Here is a 16,972-nt window from a genome sequence, read left to right as displayed (position 1 = left end):
AGTTCGATACCGCGCGCGTCATATCGATACGCTCCGTATGCATTTCCGGCAAGTCACGAAAGACAGCACCCCGCGGACTTTACTTCTGGATCATCAAGCGCGCCCGACCGTCGCCCCTACAGCGGCGACACACTGACGATCGACTGCGTTTTCTGAGATTTACAACCATAGCGCGTTTACAACCATAGCGCGATATTTGTCCTTGCCGCCAACGACGCCATTTCAAGAGGCGGGTTTTTGATATGCGATTTGTGCCAGTTATTGCCTTGCTCGGAACTGCATGTGGCCTCGCCGCGGTCTACGCCGCCCGGCCAGCCGTGATCAGCGACGCGGCCGGGAGCGCCGCGGAGAAGGCGGCCCGCGCCTATGAATCGACCCAGCGGCTGCTCAAACCCGTCGGGCGGGACGCACGGAGCTTCGGATCGGACGCCCCCGTATTCCGCTATGCCTCGATCCAGCGCGGCAGCATCGAGCAGACCATCACCGTCACCGGCGCCCTGCAGCCGGTCAAGACGATCGAGGTGGGTTCCCAGTTGTCCGGGCAGCTCGCCCGGGTCTATGTCGATTTCAACGACACCGTCACCAAGGATCAACCGCTCGCCCTGATCGATCCGCGCAGCTTTGCGGCCAAGGTCGACGAAGCCAGGGCGGCGGTGGCGGTGGCGAACTCCTTTGTCGACATCGAGCGGGCCAAGCTCGACCGCGCCAGGATCGATCTGCAAAACGCCAGGGGCAGCAGAGACGTCCTCGTAGCCAAGCTCGACAGCGCGCAGGCGGTCAAGGCGTCGGCGCAGAAGACCTTGCAGCGCAAGCTGGCTCTACAGTCACAAAACGTCGTGGCGGTAACGGCGGTGGATGACGCCCAGACGGAGTTCACCGCGAGGCTTGCCCAAGAGCGCGAAGCCGAAGTCCTCATGTCCCTGAACGCCTACTCAGTCGACGGCGCGCAGGCCGATATCCGCCGGATCGAGGCGGAATTGCAGCAGGCACGCATGGCCGTGCCGGAGAAGGCGGCCGTTCTCGCTGCCGCCCAGGCCGATCTCGACCGCACCGTGATCCGCTCGCCGATCGATGGCGTCGTCGTTGGCAGGTTCGTCAACGAGGGTCAGACGCTCGCGGTCGGACTGGAATCGCGCACCACGTTCGTGGTCGCGCACCGACTGGAGGACATGGAAATTCACGCGCAGGTCGACGAAGCCGATATCGGGCGTATCGCCCCCGACCAGCGCGCCCATTTCACGGTGGATGCCTACCCGGACCGCCGCTTCGAGGCGGTGGTGCGGCAGGTGCGCAAGGCACCGCAGAACCAGCAGCACGTCGTGACCTACACCGTCGTCCTGGCGACCTCCAATCTCGACGGCGCGTTGCTGCCCGGCATGACGGCCCTGGTGAAGATCGTGATCGAGCGGCAGGATGACGTGCTGAAAGTGCCGCTTGCCGCGTTGCGCTTCCAGCCCTCCGGCACGCAGCCGGATGCCGCGGCGCGCAGTGGGGTGTGGGCGCGCACCGCAAGCGGCTCACTCCGGCGTATTCCCGTGACTGTCGGCGCGGCCGGCACCGAACAGGTCGCGCTCAGGAGCGGAGACCTCGTCGAGGGCAGCCAGGTCGCCGTGGGTCAGGCCATCCGGCCAGCCGGCATGGAGTTTCTCGGCATCAGGTTCGGATCATGACGGCCCCCCAGCCCCTCATCAGCTTGCAGTCGGTCTCCAGGACCTATCGCGCCGACGGAGTAGCGGTGGCTGCGGTGCGCAATGTCAGCTTCGACATCGAACGAGGCGAGATCGTCGCGGTGATGGGACCGTCCGGCTCGGGAAAATCGACGCTGATGAACATGATCGGGCTGCTCGACCTGCCGAGCGAGGGTGCGCTCTATCTCGAGGGAGCCGACGTCGCCGATCTCTCGGAAGACCACCGGTCGTCCCTGCGCGCCCGCAGCATCGGCTTCGTATTCCAGTCCTACAATCTGCTCGCGCGCCACAATGCGATTGAGAACGTCGCGCTGCCGCTGGTCTATTGCGGCATCAGCCGCAAGGAGCGTCTGGCCCGCGCCGAGCAGAGCCTGGAGGCTGTCGGCATGGTGCACCGGGCCCACCACTTCCCACGGCAGCTCTCGGGCGGTGAGCAGCAGCGCGTCGCGATCGCGCGCGCTCTGATCGCCTCACCGCTGATCGTGCTCGCCGACGAACCGACCGGCGCGCTCGACAGCCGTACCGGCGCCGAGATACTGGCCCTGTTCGCCGCGCTCAACCGGACCGGCCAGACCATCGTGATGATCACGCATGATCCTGGGATCGCGACCCAGTGCCGGCGCACGATCCGCCTGCATGACGGCGCGCTCGTTGCTGACGAAACGCTGGCTCCGATCCTGCCGAAACGGAGTTCTGCGCCATGACGATGCTCCAGGGCTTTCAGATCGCGTTGCACGCCTTGCGCCTCAATCCGTTGCGCAGCATCCTCACCATGCTCGGCATCGTGATCGGCGTTGCCTCCATCGTGACCGTGTTTGCGATCGGGTCCGGCGCGCAGCTTCGCCTGCAGGAGCAGATTCGCTCGATCGGCGCCAACGTGCTGATGATCAACCCCGGCGCGGTCTACCAGGGCGGCGTGCGTCTCAAGGATGGCAGCAAGCTGACCATGACCGAGAGCGACGTGCAGGCGATTCTCGAGCAGATCCCCGAGATCCAGGCCGCGGCCGGTTCGATTGCAGGAACGGCGCAGGTCATTCACGAGAGCAAGAACTGGAACACGACCATCAACGGGACGACGACCGGGCACTTCATGGTGCGCGACTGGCAGCTTGCGACCGGGCGCTATTTTTCCGGCAGCGAGGAGGCAGGCGCCGGCAAGGTCGTGATCCTCGGCAGCACGGTGGCGCATGAGCTGTTCGCGCCCGGCGAGGACCCGATCGGCGCACAGATCAGGATCATGAAGGTGCCGCTCGAAGTGGTCGGCGTCCTCGATCGCAAGGGACCGGCGCAGGACGACGTTGCCTTCGTGCCGCTCACCACCGCCAAGCTGCGCTTCCTCGGCAGCGCAAGCAACATCAACCGGGATTCGGTCGCCTACATCATCGCCAAGGTGGCTGCGGACGGACAGATGGCGGGGGCGCGAACGGAGATCGAAAACCTGCTGCGGCAGCGGCACCGTATTCCCGCCGGCCAGGAGGACGACTTCAAGGTCCAGGATCCGGCCGCCGCCATGGAAGCGCAGCAGGGAGCGATCCGCACCGTCGCGCTCCTGCTCGTCGCCATCGCCTCGGTCTCGCTGCTGGTTGGCGGCATCAGCATCATGAATGTCATGATCGTGTCGGTCACCGAGCGCACGCGCGAAATCGGAATCCGCCGCGCGCTTGGCGGGCGGATGCGGGACATCCGGCTTCAGTTTCTCTGCGAGGCGCTCGTGCTCTGTCTGCTCGGCGGGGCGATCGGCGTCGGTGCCGGCGTCACGCTCTCGATGACGGTCGCTCGCATGGCAGGATGGATCACCTCGATTGATGGCCAGGCGATCGGCCTTGCCCTCGCCTTCTCGATCGCGACCGGCCTGATCTTCGGTTTTTATCCCGCCCACAAGGCATCCAAGCTCAGTCCGATCGAGGCACTCAAGACGGAGTGAGAACATGCTGGGGTGTTCGCGTCGACCAGAGGCCACGGAGGAGCAGTCATGAGTCCGGATTCGAAACATCCGATCACACCAACGCCACGCGAGCGGGACCTGATGATGCTGATCGCACGCGGAATGCAGAACAAGAACATTGCGTACGAGCTCAAAATCTCGGAGAACACGGTGCGGGCGCATATCGGCAACATCATGCGCAAATACCGCCTCCAGAACCGGACCCAGATCGCGATCATCTTTGCCCTGCAGGCGGCGCCGCCATCGCTTCGCCGCAACCTGGCCAATGGCGGCCGCAATTCCACGGCGGCAGCGCCGGCTAAGGCGGTCGCGCAGAATACGCCGGTGCCGACCGCGCCGGATTGACCGCTCCGGCCACAATCTCTTGCGTCGTCTCAGACGAAACACCCAAATCCGGGGTCAACGGACCGGCGACAAAATATTTCTCTTTATTAGAATTCGGATTTTTGTTAGGAATTTTCTCACTCCGACCCAAGGAAGAGGGGCGTATCGCGATCGTCACGAACGCGGGCCGGACGGCGGTGGACGTGGGCCACATCGGCGCGAACGGCTTCGCAGGGCGGGCAACCGTGAGTGAAGGCTTCGCGCACACGACCGGTGTGATCGGCGTACGGCGAAATCGTGTGGTCCTGGCGCCCGGGGTCTGTGCGCCAAGCGTTGCGGTGATGTGGGGTGCCCAACCGGGCACACGGATCAGCCATCCGCAAGGCGACGGGGGCAATAGTGCATCGCTCCCCGGGGAGAGCGCGACATAAGCCGTAAAACCACTGCGCAGGGAAGGCCGGATGTTTTGGCTTCACCTGTATGCCGCTGTGCATTGTTCTTACGACAATCTCGCACAGTGGACCGCGGGTGCCAGCCGGCACCCGGTCTTCCCTGCGCCCTCTTTCAATCGAGGGTGAGGCGACGAAGCAAAGCTCGGGCGAATGCGCCGCGAGGATGCGAAGGTGCGTCTGCGATCGAAAATGTGAATGGAAGCGTGACGCTGCCACCCAAAGACTCCGTCATTGCGAGCGCAGCGAAGCAATCCAGACTGCCGCCGCGGAAAGATTCTGGATTGCTTCGCTACGCTCGCAATGACGATGCTGAAGCAGTTGCCTGCCGACACCGCGATCTCGTGCCCCGGACGCCGCGCAGAGCGGGGCCCCTCCCCTTCTTTGCATGCCGCTCCGCTCTTGTAACAAAACCGTCATGCAGCGAAACTAAACGAAGCCGGGGGCCGCGGTTGGCGGCCAAGCCGCCTCGCAGGGAGAGATTTTGATGCGCCGTTCACTGGTGTTGCTGTCAGCCGGACTGACAGTGTTGTCCGCCGGACTCTCGACCGGATCTGCCTCCGCCGAGAACAACACGCCCCGTAACCTGATCCTGTTCATTCCCGACGGTCTGCGGGCGCTGAAGGTCACACCCGAGACCGCCCCCGCAATGGCCGAAATCCGCGACAAGGGCGTCAATTTCAAGAATTCGCACTCGCTGTTCCCGACCTTCACCATGGCCAACGGCTCGGCGATGTCGACCGGCCATTATCTCGGCGACACCGGCGTGTTCTCCAACACGATCTGGACCAACTACACCTCGGTGCCCGCCGGCGACACCGTCGTCCCCTTCATCGAGAATGACGCCGTGCTCGGCGACATCGACGAGCATTTCAAGGGCGATTATCTCAACGAGGACACGATCCTGAAATTGGCTCGGGACAAAGGCTACAGCACGGCCGCGCTCGGCAAGCACGGCCCGACCTATCAGTTCGACCACACCGACAAGCCCGAAAAGACCGGCCTGCATTCGGTCGTGTTCGACGATGCCACCGGCGGCAAAAATGGCGTGGCGCTGTCAGACGAGGTCAAGGCCGCTCTCACCAAGGCCGGCCTGCCCCTCGCAACGCCGCCGCGCGGCGACAACTCCAAGGCGGGCGATGCCAAGACGCCCGGCACCACGGTGGCCAACGTCGCGCAGCAGGCCTATTTCGCCGACGTCGCGGCCAAGGTCGTGCTGCCGATGTTCAAGGCCCGCAACAAGCCGTTCGTGCTGGTGTTCTGGTCGCGCGACCCCGACGGCAGTCAGCACAACACCGGCGACAGCCTCAACCAGATCATGCCCGGCATCAACGGGCCGACCTCGATGGCCGGCATCAAGAATGCCGACAACAACCTCGCCCAGCTCCGCAAGGCGCTGGACGAGCTCGGCCTTGCAGCAAACACCAACATCATGGTCCAGGCTGACCATGGCTTCTCGACCATCTCCAAGGAAAGCAAGACCAGCCCCTCGGCCAAGCTCAGCTATGACGACACGCCAAAGGACTTTTTGCCGATGGGCTTTCTGGCGCTCGACCTCGCCAAGGCGCTCGAACTGCCGCTGTTCGATCCCAACGACAAGAACGCCAAAGTCGAGGGCAACAAGCATCCCAAGGCCGGCAACGGCGTGCTCGGCAAGGATCCGGAAAAGCCCGATCTCGTCGTCGCCACCAATGGCGGCTCCGACCTGATCTATTTGCCGAACAAGGACAAGAAGCTGGCGGCCAGGACCATCAAGACGCTGCTTGAGCAGGATTACGTCTCCGGCCTGTTTGTCGACGACTCGCTCGGCCGCTTCCCCGGCACCCTGCCGCTGTCGAGCATCAACCTGCGCGGCAAGGCGGCGACGCCGACGCCGGCGATCGTCGTCAACTTCCGCTCCTATGCCAGCGATTGCGGCGAGGCGCCGACCAACTGCTCGGTGCAGGTCGCCGACACCGTGCTGCGCCAGGGCCAGGGCATGCATGGCAGCTTCAGCCGCGGCGACACCATGAACTTCATGGCCGCCATTGGCCCGGACTTCAAAGCCGGCTATGTCAGCGAGATCCCGGTGAGCAATGCCGACGTCGGCATGACGGCCGCCCAGCTCCTCGGCCTGCGCAGTTCGCAGAACGGCGGCCTCGTCGGCCGCGTGATGTCGGAGGCCCTGCCCAACGGCATCATGCCGAAGGCGTACAAAGGGGGCGAGAAGTCGAAGAAGTCCGAGAACGGCCTGCAGACCGTGCTGAACTTCCAGCGCGTCGGCAGCCAGCGCTATTTCGACACTGCCGGCTTCCCGGGCCGCACGCTCGGGCTGGAGCCGGATACCGGCAAACAAAAAACGGCGGGGAAATAACCCCGCCGCTCAAATGCGTCCTCGTGAGAGGCGCAGAATTTACATGCCGATGTCGAACACGTTCGGCAATTGGCCCGCCAGAGGCAGCGCGGTGGCGCCCAGGAAGGTCGCCACCATCGCCATCAGGCGACGGTTGTTGTGGCGCTTGCCGCGCATCTGGCCGGCGATCCACTCCAGCATTTCGCTGTTGACCTTGGAGGCATAGGACGGCGCCCAGCCCTCGATATCGGACTCGGCCGACAGCGCGACGCTGCGCGGCGGTACCTTCAGGCCGGAGGCGCTGGCGGCATAATGGGCCACCGCCTTGGCCAGCAGGTCGTCGAACCGGCCGCCATCGGTACGCTCGGTCGCAGCTTCGTTGATCTCGAACAGCACTTCGGCCTCAGTGCGGCTGATCGGCTGGTCGTTGACGGCCGTGGCGGTCAGGATGCGGGCGCACCAGGCGGTGTCATCGGCATCGAGCGAGCGGGAGAAATGCACCCTTCCCTTGGTGGTCGGACCTTCGCCCGTGATCACGCCGTCGCGCACGATGGTCAGTGCATGGGCCGAGGTATCGCGGCAGGACGGTTCGAGGGACGGCGACTCAATAGACTTATGCGCAGCGGCAGACATAGTTCACTTCCAGATTTCTTCTGATCGGCCAGCATTTTCATGCCGGCGTAAAGGGGTGGTTAATGATTCGGTACGGGGGTCGCGACTTTTTGAGATGGTTGCCAATTGGTCGCTGTCAGGACCATTTCGGTTCTGGGAAGCGACGGGCGAGCGTGATGGAAGTCATAAAAGGCTTTCTCGGGGCAATCGCGCCCGTATAGCCCCGGTGGAGATGTTTCGCCGCAGGCGCGGCTGTAACAAAAAGGTGCTAGGAAATCAGGCCTTCAAAGAAGGAATTCACATTTTACTTGAAGCAGTTCAGTTAGCGTTCACTTGGGATCGTGGAGCCCCTATAATGGCCACCACGGTCCAAGATGAATTCGCAAGTAAATTCAATAACATGAGGTAGAACCATGACACTTCCGATCGGCGCCACCGCCCCCGACTTCGAAGCCGAGACCACCGAAGGGAAGATCAAGTTCCACGACTGGATCGGCAATAGCTGGGCGCTGCTGTTCTCGCACCCCAAGGACTTCACGCCGGTTTGCACGACCGAGCTCGGCGCGCTCGCCAAGCTGAAGCCGGAATTCGACAAGCGCGGCGTCAAGCTGATGGGCCTCTCGGTTGATCCGGTCGACCGCCACGCCAAATGGTCGGAGGACATCAAGGAGACGCAAGGCGCGGCCCCGAACTATCCGATGATCGGCGACACCGATTACAACGTCTCCAAGCTGTACGGCATGCTCCCGGCCGCGATCTCGGGCGATCCCCTCACCCGCACCGCCGCAGACAACCAGACCGTCCGCAACGTCTTCATCATCGGGCCGGACAAGAAGATCAAGCTGGTGCTGGTCTATCCGATGACGACGGGCCGGAACTTCCAGGAGATCCTCCGCGTCATCGACTCGCTCCAGCTCACCGCCAAGCACCGCGTCGCGACCCCGGCCGACTGGTCGCAGGGTGACGACGTCATCATCGCGGGCTCGGTCTCCAATGACGAGGCCAAGACGATCTACCCGCAGGGCTGGAAGGAGCCGAAGCCCTACATCCGGATCGTGCCGCAGCCGAAATAACGGAACTGTCATTCCGGGCGATGCGTCAGCGCCGCCCGGGATGACGATGTTAGCTCTTACGCCGCGCGTACGCGTTCGAGGAAGCCCTCGACCTCGGCCTTCAGATGCAGGCTCTCGCCCGACAACGCCTGGGCGGAGGCAAACATCCGGCTGGACGTCTCACCCGTCTCGTTCGCACCCTCGGCGGCCTGACGGACGTTGACGGCGACATCGGCCGTGCCCGATACCGCCGCGCGAACGCTGGCGACGATGTTTTGGGTCGCGCTCTTCTGCTGCTCGACCGCAGCCGAGATCGACCCCGCGATGCCGCTGATGCGCTCGATGGTCTGGCTGATCGCCTTGATGGCGACAACCGATTCCTCCGTCGCAAGCTGCATGCTGGCGATCTGGTTCGAGATCTCGTCGGTCGCCTTGGCGGTCTGGCCGGCCAGCGTCTTGACCTCCTGGGCCACCACCGCAAAACCGCGGCCGGCATCGCCCGCGCGCGCGGCCTCGATGGTCGCGTTCAGCGCCAGGAGATTGGTCTGCTCGGCGATCGAGGTGATCAGCTTGACGACATCGCCGATGCGCGCGCCCGCCTCGGAGAGCTGCGCGATGCGCTGATCGGTCGCCTCGGCCTGCCGCACCGCCTCAGCGGAAATGACATTCGATTCCTGCACCCGCCGGGTGATTTCGGAGATCGATTGAGACAGCTCGTCCGAGGCCGACGCCGCCGAACGCACGTGCTCGGAGGCGTTTTCGGAAGCTCCGGCCGACCGCGCGGACAGATCGGCGGTGGAGCGCGCGGTGTCGGTGAGCTGCCGCGCCGCGCGCTCGAATTCGCCTGACGATGTCAGCACCTTGTCGAGAATGCCGCCGACACCGCCACGGAACTCCTCGACGAAATTGCGCAGGTCGGATTTGCGCTGATCGGCGGCTGCAGCCGAAGCCGCCGCCTGCTCGCTGCGCATCCGCGCCCGCTCCTGCGAATTGCTCCTGAACACCGCGACCGTGCGGGCGATCTCGCCGATCTCGTCGGCGCGATCCTCGCAATCGATCTCGACGTCGCTTTTCCCTTCGGCGAGCGCGGTCAGCGAGCGCGTCACCGAGGTGAGCGGCTTGGTGACACGGCGGACGACCAGCAAGGTCAGGACCAGCACCAGCAGCGCGGCGAGCCCGGCGGCGGCCGCCATGCTTTCGATCGTCTGGGCCAGCATGCTCTCGAATTGGGCCATCGGGATGCCGACATAGAGGATGCCGGCGACCTTGCCGCTGGCGTCGGCGATCGGCAAATAGGCGGTCATGAAGGTCTTGCCGAACAGGGTGGCCGGGCCCTTGTAGGCCTCGCCACGACGCAGCAGCGCCTGCGCCGGGTGATCGGCGGCAAGCTGGGTCCCGACGGCGCGGTCGCCATTTTCCTTCTTCACGTTGGTCGAGCGCCGCACGAACTGCCCGCTCGCCTCGTCGAACACGAACAGGGTCGCGTTGCCGCCGACATAGGACACCGCGCGATCGACGATGGCGTGATCCCTGAAGTCCGGCATCTTGGGAATCTCGGCGCGCGCGACCGCGCCATCCTTCATCGTGATCTTGGCGTCGGGAACGATTTCGGCAAAGGCCAGCGCCAGCGTGCGCAAACTCACCTCGATATCGCGCAGCGCACGATCATTGAAAGCGGAGCTGAGCGACCAATAGCCGGCGCCGACCACGAGCGCCGTATTCATGGCGATCAGCAGCACCGCGCACAGGAGCGCCTTGGTGCCAAGTTTGAATTGCGGCAGAAACTTCGCCGTTGCTCGTCCGTACATGAATGGAATGACTCCTGTAATTCCTGCATATTCGTGCAATCGGCTTACGGTCGCATTAACGCGGTTCCCACCGCGACATGCTTTCCAAATCGTTAACGAAGACACCCTGACCACGCCCAGAACTACGCTAAGGACTACGCCAAGCGCTCCCCCCCATCGTCGTCTGGTTTCGCGACGACCTCCGCCTGTCCGATCACCCCGCCCTCCACGCTGCCGCCAAGGCCGCTGCGACGACCGGCGCGCCGGTGATCTGCCTCTATGTGCTCGATGACGCGGCCGGGCGAGCGCCGGGCGCCGCGGCGCGCTGGTGGCTGGAGCAGTCGCTGCAACCGCCCGGACCGGGAGGGGACCTCACATCTGTTACCGCATTTGAGGTTCGGCGAGCTCAGCCCGCGCCAGGTCTGGCACGCCGCGCGGTTTGCCGCGGCGGAAAACTCCGCGATCGGTCCCGGCGTCGACAAGTTCCTGAGCGAGCTTGGCTGGCGTGAGTTCTGCCGGCACCTGCTGCACGATCCTTGCCACCGAAAACCTGCAAGCGAATTTCGACGGCTTCCCATGGAAACCCGACGCCAAGGCGCTCGCAGCCTGGCAGCGCGGCCGCACCGGCTATCCCATCGTCGACGCCGGCCTGCGCGAGCTCTGGCACACTGGCGTGATGCACAACCAGGTGCGAGGTGGTCACCTGGTCAAGCACCTCCTGATCGACGTCCCGACCAAGCTGATCCACCAGCCCTGGCAGGCGATGCCGATCGAGCTTGCGAGCGCCGGCGTCACGCTCGGCAAGAGCTATCCGCAGCCGATCGTCGATCATGCCAAGGGACGTGAGCGCGCGCTCGCCGCCTACGCAAAGATCCGCAAAGGTTGAGCGTTGCTTTGACACAATTATGAAACGCGCTATCGTCATCGCTCCATGCAAACCGTGGGGGACGATATGGACGACGACAAGCCAATGACTGAACAGGCGATGGATACGATCACCACCGCCGTGGAAGCGACCAAGGACGCCGCTGTCACTGCGGTGAAGAAGGTCAGGAAAGCCGCCAAGAAGGCTGCAAAGAAAGTAGCGCCGAAGAAGGCTTCCAAGAAGAAAGCCAAGAAGGCTGCGAAGAAAACTTCGAAAAAGGCCGCCAAGAAGACTTCGAAGAAAGCTGCAAAGAAGTCGTCGAAGAAGGCGGCCAAGAAAGCAGCAAAGAAAACGGCAAAGAAGGCCACCAAGAAAGCTGCCAAGTCGAAAAAGAAGGCCAAGAAGGCCAAGCGCTGATCGCAAAGGCCGAGGTCTCCGGGTGTGGACGCGCCCGGAGACGGCTCCAGCGATACCCTACCCTCGCCGCTTGGCTGCACGCCGGCCCGGGTGATGGACGCCTTGCGGATCTCGGAATTCGCTGCGATGACCTCGCCGGTCCTCGGCGTTGAAGCGCCGCCGCTTCTCGGGCGAGCCGAACGCCTTGATCACCTTCCTGCCGTTGACCTTCTTGATGACGTAGCCGCCCTTGGTCATCGAGAACGGCTCTTTCAACGTTCCCTTGTGGTCGAACTTGGTGCCCGGGCGGTGCTTGAACGGTTCGAACCAGGAGGGATAGACGAAGTTCGACATCTCAAAGCCGGCCACGAAGAAGGTGTCCTCTTCCACGGCGTCACAGACCTCATAGGCATATTGGGTGTTCGGGTTTTTGTCGGCCCACAGATTGGCCATGGGATCGAGCACCATCTCGAACAGCTCGTGCGAGGCCGCCACGCTGACCGGCTCATCGCCCAGCGCCTTGACGAAGATCTTTGAGATCGGCTGGCGGCGATGCGTCAGCTCATGGCGGCCGAGCATGTTCTTGTGGGACGCCTTGTCAAAATAGACCAGCTGCCAGTCGCCCGGCTTCGGCTTTTCGGTGACATAGAGGTCGACCGGATAGCCCCACACCGGCAGGAAGTGCTTGTCGTAGCATTTCTGGAGCGCCGCTGTGAGCCTGGCCATCTTGCGGCCGCTGATCATCGGCTCCGCGTAGTTGAGGCAGGCAATCCGGACTGGCTTCAGGGATCTGCCGAGCAGTGCACGACGCGCTTTCTTCATGGAAATCACCGTGTGAAAGGGAGGCTGAAATGCCCCAAGCCTAGCACGACGCACGCCGCACGTCAGGGATGTATTCCGGCGGCCCGGCCCGCCGGTCCTAGAAGCGTCGATTGACCACGAACACCGCGGCCGCGCACATCACCATGCCCGCGATCGCCAGCGCATCGAGCTTTTCTCCGAACAGCAGATAAGCCATCAGCGCCGTCACGGCTGGCACCAGATAGAACAGGCTTGCAACAGACGTGGCGGCGGCGTGGCGGATCAGCCAGTACAGCAGCCCGATCGACCCGATCGAGAGCGCCACGGCGAGCCAGGCCAGCGCGAGCATGAACTCGCGCGTCCAGTGCACCACGCGGTCCTCGAACAGGAAGGCGCCGATCGCGAAGAAGATCGTGACGGACACGTACTGCACGAGATTGCCGGCCCGCCAGTCGATATGGTTGCAGTAGCGGCGCTGATAGAGCGTGCCGAGCGTGATGCTGATCAGCGAAACCACGGAGGCGAGCCAGCCGAGCCCGGCTTCGCCGGTCATGGGACGGCCGTGCAGGATCAGCACCACGCCGCCGAGGCCAAGCACGAGCCCCGCCCATTGCACCGGCGTCACCTTCTCCCCGAGCCAGCGGTTGGCGATGGTCGAGGTCAGGATCGGCTGAAGGCCCGGAATGAGCGCGGAGAGCCCGGCCGGAATCGAGTGCGCGATCGCGATTGCGGTGCCGCCGAGATAGAAGCCATGGACGAGAATGCCCGCGACCGCGCTGTGCGCGATGCCGATACGGTCCGGCCATTTCGGTCGGGCAACGGCGACGATGATTGCCATCAGACCGACCACGAACGCCATGCGGATGGCGAGGTAGGTCAAGGGATCGGCATTGTTGACGACGTATTTGGTGCCGATGAAGCCCGTGCTCCAAAGCAGGACGAACAGGATCGGCGCGGCGCGGGCGGTCAGGGCTTCTTGATTGTGGTTCATTGCCGCACTCATTGCCCCACCGGGGGCCAATGCGGCAATGCGAATTTCGGCCAATTCCGTTCAGACGATGCTGCGCTGCGACGGACGGGACGGTTCAGCCGCTCACCATTCGTCCGGACAGGGATCGATGATCTTCCAGAGCTCGACACCGTTCTTGATCTTTTTCATATCGGTGGTGAGCCCGCCATTGCGGCGGATCCAGTCCTTCACCGTGTCGGGGTAGTAGGCCATCAGGTCGGACGTCCCCTCCGCGCTGGTGACCTTGATGCCGAAGGTGAAGGCCTTGTCGTAGTAGGCTTGGTGGAAGCCGAGGCTGGCGCGCGGCGTCACGCAGATTTTGTTCATCGGCACGATGCCGAGCACCAGGGTGCAGGCCGAGTTGCAGATGCCGTCGATGATGACGCGCTCGCCCTTCTCGCGGACGCGCTTGTACTTGGCCTTGTACTCCTCGACATAGCCGCCGTGGTCGCGGGTGATGTGCAGTTCGGCGCGCGCCGGCGTGGCGGCGACGACCGAGAGCAACAGCAGGCTCAGAAGCGTGATGCGCATGGCGAGGTGACGGCGAAAGCCTTCAGGAATGGACCGGCCTATGGACCCCAAAAAGCCGGCAACAGGAGTCTTGAGCTAATTCTCTTTGGTCACACTTGTGTGGGGAATTCGTTAAGCATCTCGAAAAGGCCAAAAATGGGCAGGTCTGGACCATAGAACCGGCAATTCTGTCACACCCACCCGGGAATCTGCGGGATTGGCCCCGGTTTTCGGGCGGCAGACGGGTGCTCCGGCCGCCCGAACTGGTTATAAACGGCTGACCTATTCGTGCGGGTTCCGGAGATTCGAGATGAGCAAGTTGAAGCTTGTAGCCGCGATTGCAGCCCTGTCGGCCGCAATCCTTGCCCCCGGCCTCGCAGAGGCGCGGGGACATCACCGGTACCACCGCCACTACGCGAACCCATTGCCCTACCCGATCAGCTATCTGCACAATTACGGGCCCGGCATCACGCCAGGGACGTTCGCCTTGTACGACGGCCCGTCGACCAACCATTGCTACCAGAGCGCAGCCGCCTATGTCGGCCAGGACCGCCGCCGGCACCCCTGCTTCTGAGGAGCGCAGGCGCGTCCTCTGCGGGGGCAGCTATTTGGCGGCGCCCGACAGCAGCAATTGCTTCTCGATCTCGTAGACCGGCAGTTTGACGAGGTCCTTGCCGACCTCGCCCTGGAGAGCCTTGCGCACCACGTCCGAATAATCGGCGCGGATCATCCCAAGCGCACGCGGCGAGGCCACCAGGGTCAAGGCCGAGGTCTCGCCTGAGCTAACGGCGGCATCGAGCCGTCCGGCCAGGCCGCGCAGGAAGGCGCGCTCGGCCTCGTCGTGCCAATCAGTCTGCTCTACCGAGCTGCGCGTGCTGCCGGCCGCGCCATGGAGCCTGCCCGGCGCGTCGGTCCCTTGCGCACCGGTCGAGGGATTGGGCTGTTCGTGCACCTCCCTGGTGTGGAGGTTCGGAAACATCTCGTCGCCGAGGTTTTCCAGAATGAGCGCCTTGCGCCCGTCGCACACGACCAGCCAGTCACCCTTGTCGATTCTCATTTTGTCCATTGCACAGCTCCAAAGCGACCTCGCGAGCCGGCTCTTCGAAATGCTCGAAAGGCTGGCCACGACGCCAAGCTTAGGGGCGAAGCTGCACAGTTGGTTGCGCGGGATCAAGGATGGCGGCGATTTCCCGCGGAGCGCAACGCAAGCGCAGCATTGGTCAAGAGCACGAACCTGGGATAGTCTGGCGGAGCTAAAGGTCAGGCCTGCGGCGGGCTGGCTGAAGACCTGTTCATCAGCATTACATTTCGCTCCCGCCACAATTTGATCAGAACAAACTTCGATATCCCTGTATTGCGTAAGCGGAGAAAGACATCATGAAGCTTAGAATTGGCCTCGTCGCCGCGTCCCTGTTGGGTGCGTTGGCCGCATCGCCGGCGGCGTCTGCCATGCCCATCGCGCCAGCTCCTGCGACGCCGCAGGTCTCGGACGTCGAGCAGGTCCGCATGGTCTGTGACGCCTGGGGACGTTGTTTCTGGCGCCCGAACTACTATGGATACTACGGTGCCCCGGCCCCCTATTACGGTCCCCGATATGCGCCGCGCTATTATGGTGGCCCGCGCTACTACGGACCACGTTATCGCCGCTGGTGATTCTAAAGGGGCCCTCCGGGGCCCCTTCGCTTTTGCGAGATCAAGGATGTTGGTCTGGAGTCATTCCAAAACTGATCTAGATCAAAGACGAAATCCGCCACGCCATCATTCTCCGACGATGGTCGATTTGATCGTTTTTCGATGTCCCCAGACGGGCATGAATGTGCAGACACATCTTGAGAAGCAACAGAGACAGGAGGCACAGAGCTTTGCCTCCTTTGCCTGTCCCGCCTGCACGCGGCTGCATTTCATCGACCTCGCCACCGGCCAGCCGATGACGCGAGACCGTTGACGACGACATCGATCCGCCGGGCTGCATGCCATGATGTCCGCAATACTACGGCCCGGAATCCGGTTTACTGAAACGCGATGTTTCGCCATTGATGGCGATGTTCTGACGTTCATTTGATTGTCATATGCGGCAGCCGGCCACACGCATGTTGTTCGACGCCCTCGCCCCATCATCCGCGCTTCGATTGATCGGCTTTGCCGACGTCGATGCGTTTCGGCCGATCGAGTCGATGGAGGATGCGAGAAGCATTCCGCTCGACGTCCGGAATTTCGCGGCGGCTCGCGCTGTCGTCTCCCTGCCCGGCTGCCGCATCGTCATGATGCGCTCGTTCGCGCGCATCCTCGACGGCGCCTATCGGATGCCCGGGGGGATGGTGATCCTGCCTATGACGGACGACCTTCAGGTCAATTCCAAGGGCATGGATCTGGACGCGCGTTTCTTCATCGCGCTCCGCGGCAGCGATGAATGCCATTTCGTCGAGCGTCGGACCAATCATCATGCGATGATCATCTTCTCACCCGGCCTGAGTGACCGGGGCTGGTTCGATCAGGCGGACGATTTGCGGGCCCACGGCGCGAACCGCCCCGCTTTGCTCCACGCACGGCAGCTCCTTCTCGACATTCTGCGAACCGCGTCGGTGCAGCCGGCCTTGTTCGAAACGACTGAGGTCGCCGCCCATCTCCAGGAAGGCTTGCTGCTCGCGCTCGACGATCTGTTTCGCATCGATCCACTCTCAGACCGGAGTGCCTCCGTCCAGGGCGAGCGGTCGATCAAACTCGTGCAGCGGATCGACGATTACGTCGCTGCACATCAGACTGCTCCGATCTATACCGCCGATCTCGCCGGCGAGTTTGGCGTCTCGATCCGGACGCTCGGCGGCGCCGTCAGCAAGGTGTGTGGCATGAGCCTGCACCAGTACATTCGCCTGAAAAAATTGTGGGCGACGCGGTCTCGCCTTCTCAAGGGCGGCGGCGCCACCGTCGCCACATGCGCGCGCGCCCAGGGCTTTCACCATTTGGGCGAGTTTTCCGCAGCTTACCGCGCGATCTTCCACGAAACCCCGTCCGACACGCTGGCACGAGGCCGGCAAGCGGGTCCGACGGCAGGCTGACGGGCCAGGCCGCTGCGACGGTCGTTGTTGTCAACGCCTCTTCGGAACATGTTGAGCGACCCGAGACATAGGTGACAGTTCGTACCGGACACATGGGTTACACTTTCCGCTTTTGTTCTGCGGGAGGTGTAGATGCCGTGGAAAGC

Annotated in this window: 16 protein-coding genes and 2 pseudogenes; 12 read left to right on the top strand and 6 right to left on the bottom strand. The window is 63.4% G+C overall.

Annotated elements, in window-relative coordinates; all coding sequences use genetic code 11:
- Nucleotides 1–242 precede the first annotated feature (242 nt).
- The 5 genes from ABIB80_RS23525 (at nucleotide 243) to ABIB80_RS23505 (ending at nucleotide 6,759) form a co-directional block, all read left to right on the top strand.
- Nucleotides 243–1,670, top strand: a complete 1,428-nt coding sequence (locus ABIB80_RS23525; protein WP_007603121.1) for an efflux RND transporter periplasmic adaptor subunit — start codon at nucleotides 243–245, stop codon at nucleotides 1,668–1,670.
- Entirely contained in the window at nucleotides 1,667–2,392 is a 726-nt protein-coding gene (locus ABIB80_RS23520) for an ABC transporter ATP-binding protein (RefSeq protein WP_354128528.1), read from the top strand. Before ABIB80_RS23525 ends, ABIB80_RS23520 begins: the two co-directional genes overlap by 4 nt.
- Nucleotides 2,389–3,612, top strand: a complete 1,224-nt coding sequence (locus ABIB80_RS23515; protein ID WP_106944263.1) for an ABC transporter permease — start codon at nucleotides 2,389–2,391, stop codon at nucleotides 3,610–3,612. The genes ABIB80_RS23520 and ABIB80_RS23515 overlap by 4 nt, the downstream gene beginning before the upstream one ends.
- Before the next feature lie 48 nt (nucleotides 3,613–3,660).
- Nucleotides 3,661–3,978, top strand: a complete 318-nt coding sequence (locus tag ABIB80_RS23510; protein ID WP_035994724.1) for a response regulator transcription factor — start codon at nucleotides 3,661–3,663, stop codon at nucleotides 3,976–3,978.
- Between the two features lie 915 nt (nucleotides 3,979–4,893).
- On the top strand, nucleotides 4,894–6,759 hold the full coding sequence (locus ABIB80_RS23505) for an alkaline phosphatase family protein (RefSeq protein ID WP_007603117.1): 1,866 nt from the start codon (nucleotides 4,894–4,896) through the stop codon (nucleotides 6,757–6,759).
- 39 nt (nucleotides 6,760–6,798) lie between these two features.
- Here the strand turns inward: ABIB80_RS23505 and ABIB80_RS23500 are convergent, their stop codons facing one another.
- Nucleotides 6,799–7,371 carry a hypothetical protein gene (locus ABIB80_RS23500; RefSeq protein WP_007603116.1) on the bottom strand — a complete coding sequence of 191 codons (573 nt, stop codon included), beginning with the start codon at nucleotides 7,369–7,371 and terminating at the stop codon, nucleotides 6,799–6,801.
- 392 nt (nucleotides 7,372–7,763) lie between these two features.
- On the opposite strand from ABIB80_RS23500, the gene ABIB80_RS23495 reads away from it, so the two are divergent.
- Nucleotides 7,764–8,423 carry a peroxiredoxin gene (locus ABIB80_RS23495; RefSeq protein WP_007603114.1) on the top strand — a complete coding sequence of 220 codons (660 nt, stop codon included), beginning with the start codon at nucleotides 7,764–7,766 and terminating at the stop codon, nucleotides 8,421–8,423.
- 56 nt (nucleotides 8,424–8,479) lie between these two features.
- Here ABIB80_RS23495 and ABIB80_RS23490 read toward each other — a convergent pair whose 3' ends face one another.
- Complete coding sequence (locus tag ABIB80_RS23490; protein WP_354128527.1) at nucleotides 8,480–10,210, bottom strand: methyl-accepting chemotaxis protein; 1,731 nt, start codon at nucleotides 10,208–10,210, stop codon at nucleotides 8,480–8,482.
- Between the two features lie 155 nt (nucleotides 10,211–10,365).
- Here ABIB80_RS23490 and ABIB80_RS23485 point away from each other — a divergent pair.
- The 3 genes and pseudogenes from ABIB80_RS23485 to ABIB80_RS23475 all read left to right on the top strand — a co-directional run.
- Nucleotides 10,366–10,479: pseudogene (locus ABIB80_RS23485) on the top strand (deoxyribodipyrimidine photo-lyase); the annotation flags it as partial.
- Between the two features lie 7 nt (nucleotides 10,480–10,486).
- A pseudogene (locus tag ABIB80_RS23480) lies at nucleotides 10,487–11,075 on the top strand (FAD-binding domain-containing protein); the annotation flags it as partial.
- Between the two features lie 66 nt (nucleotides 11,076–11,141).
- Entirely contained in the window at nucleotides 11,142–11,471 is a 330-nt protein-coding gene (locus ABIB80_RS23475; RefSeq protein ID WP_354128526.1) for a histone, read from the top strand.
- A gap of 57 nt (nucleotides 11,472–11,528) precedes the next feature.
- Here ABIB80_RS23475 and ABIB80_RS23470 read toward each other — a convergent pair whose 3' ends face one another.
- The 3 genes from ABIB80_RS23470 to ABIB80_RS23460 form a co-directional block, all read right to left on the bottom strand.
- Nucleotides 11,529–12,272, bottom strand: coding sequence for a hypothetical protein (locus ABIB80_RS23470; protein WP_219684021.1), 744 nt, complete (start codon nucleotides 12,270–12,272; stop codon nucleotides 11,529–11,531).
- Nucleotides 12,273–12,369: 97 nt separating this feature from the next.
- Nucleotides 12,370–13,242: a DMT family transporter gene (locus ABIB80_RS23465; RefSeq protein WP_219684022.1), complete on the bottom strand. Its 873-nt coding sequence runs from the start codon at nucleotides 13,240–13,242 to the stop codon at nucleotides 12,370–12,372.
- 102 nt (nucleotides 13,243–13,344) lie between these two features.
- Entirely contained in the window at nucleotides 13,345–13,791 is a 447-nt protein-coding gene (locus tag ABIB80_RS23460; RefSeq protein WP_007603109.1) for a hypothetical protein, read from the bottom strand.
- 289 nt (nucleotides 13,792–14,080) lie between these two features.
- Here ABIB80_RS23460 and ABIB80_RS23455 point away from each other — a divergent pair, with 289 nt between their 5' ends.
- On the top strand, nucleotides 14,081–14,344 hold the full coding sequence (locus ABIB80_RS23455; protein ID WP_007603106.1) for a hypothetical protein: 264 nt from the start codon (nucleotides 14,081–14,083) through the stop codon (nucleotides 14,342–14,344).
- Nucleotides 14,345–14,374: 30 nt separating this feature from the next.
- Here the strand turns inward: ABIB80_RS23455 and ABIB80_RS23450 are convergent, their stop codons facing one another.
- Entirely contained in the window at nucleotides 14,375–14,836 is a 462-nt protein-coding gene (locus ABIB80_RS23450; protein ID WP_219684024.1) for a host attachment protein, read from the bottom strand.
- 311 nt (nucleotides 14,837–15,147) lie between these two features.
- Between ABIB80_RS23450 and ABIB80_RS23445 the strand changes: the two genes are divergently transcribed.
- Nucleotides 15,148–15,423 carry a hypothetical protein gene (locus ABIB80_RS23445; protein WP_354128525.1) on the top strand — a complete coding sequence of 92 codons (276 nt, stop codon included), beginning with the start codon at nucleotides 15,148–15,150 and terminating at the stop codon, nucleotides 15,421–15,423.
- Nucleotides 15,424–15,860: 437 nt separating this feature from the next.
- Nucleotides 15,861–16,826 (top strand): AraC family transcriptional regulator, encoded by a 966-nt coding sequence (locus tag ABIB80_RS23440; RefSeq protein ID WP_354128524.1) that lies wholly within the window; start codon nucleotides 15,861–15,863, stop codon nucleotides 16,824–16,826.
- Nucleotides 16,827–16,972: the final 146 nt, after the last annotated feature.

Source organism: Bradyrhizobium sp. i1.15.2 (assembly GCF_040548425.1).
Lineage (GTDB): Bacteria > Pseudomonadota > Alphaproteobacteria > Rhizobiales > Xanthobacteraceae > Bradyrhizobium > Bradyrhizobium canariense.
The sequence above is the reverse complement of the archived record's forward strand: the minus strand, read 5'-3'. Positions and strand labels throughout refer to the sequence as shown.

What these genes read in the sequence shown, in the direction of transcription:
- ABIB80_RS23525 (WP_007603121.1), top strand. Translation starts at nt 243, where the DNA reads ATGCGATTTGTGCCAGTTATTGCCTTGCTCGGAACTGCATGTGGCCTC.
- ABIB80_RS23520 (WP_354128528.1), top strand. Translation starts at nt 1,667, where the DNA reads ATGACGGCCCCCCAGCCCCTCATCAGCTTGCAGTCGGTCTCCAGGACC.
- ABIB80_RS23515 (WP_106944263.1), top strand. Translation starts at nt 2,389, where the DNA reads ATGACGATGCTCCAGGGCTTTCAGATCGCGTTGCACGCCTTGCGCCTC.
- ABIB80_RS23510 (WP_035994724.1), top strand. Translation starts at nt 3,661, where the DNA reads ATGAGTCCGGATTCGAAACATCCGATCACACCAACGCCACGCGAGCGG.
- ABIB80_RS23505 (WP_007603117.1), top strand. Translation starts at nt 4,894, where the DNA reads ATGCGCCGTTCACTGGTGTTGCTGTCAGCCGGACTGACAGTGTTGTCC.
- ABIB80_RS23500 (WP_007603116.1), bottom strand. Translation starts at nt 7,371, where the DNA reads ATGTCTGCCGCTGCGCATAAGTCTATTGAGTCGCCGTCCCTCGAACCG.
- ABIB80_RS23495 (WP_007603114.1), top strand. Translation starts at nt 7,764, where the DNA reads ATGACACTTCCGATCGGCGCCACCGCCCCCGACTTCGAAGCCGAGACC.
- ABIB80_RS23490 (WP_354128527.1), bottom strand. Translation starts at nt 10,210, where the DNA reads ATGTACGGACGAGCAACGGCGAAGTTTCTGCCGCAATTCAAACTTGGC.
- ABIB80_RS23475 (WP_354128526.1), top strand. Translation starts at nt 11,142, where the DNA reads ATGGACGACGACAAGCCAATGACTGAACAGGCGATGGATACGATCACC.
- ABIB80_RS23470 (WP_219684021.1), bottom strand. Translation starts at nt 12,272, where the DNA reads ATGAAGAAAGCGCGTCGTGCACTGCTCGGCAGATCCCTGAAGCCAGTC.
- ABIB80_RS23465 (WP_219684022.1), bottom strand. Translation starts at nt 13,242, where the DNA reads ATGAACCACAATCAAGAAGCCCTGACCGCCCGCGCCGCGCCGATCCTG.
- ABIB80_RS23460 (WP_007603109.1), bottom strand. Translation starts at nt 13,791, where the DNA reads ATGCGCATCACGCTTCTGAGCCTGCTGTTGCTCTCGGTCGTCGCCGCC.
- ABIB80_RS23455 (WP_007603106.1), top strand. Translation starts at nt 14,081, where the DNA reads ATGAGCAAGTTGAAGCTTGTAGCCGCGATTGCAGCCCTGTCGGCCGCA.
- ABIB80_RS23450 (WP_219684024.1), bottom strand. Translation starts at nt 14,836, where the DNA reads ATGGACAAAATGAGAATCGACAAGGGTGACTGGCTGGTCGTGTGCGAC.
- ABIB80_RS23445 (WP_354128525.1), top strand. Translation starts at nt 15,148, where the DNA reads ATGAAGCTTAGAATTGGCCTCGTCGCCGCGTCCCTGTTGGGTGCGTTG.
- ABIB80_RS23440 (WP_354128524.1), top strand. Translation starts at nt 15,861, where the DNA reads ATGTTGTTCGACGCCCTCGCCCCATCATCCGCGCTTCGATTGATCGGC.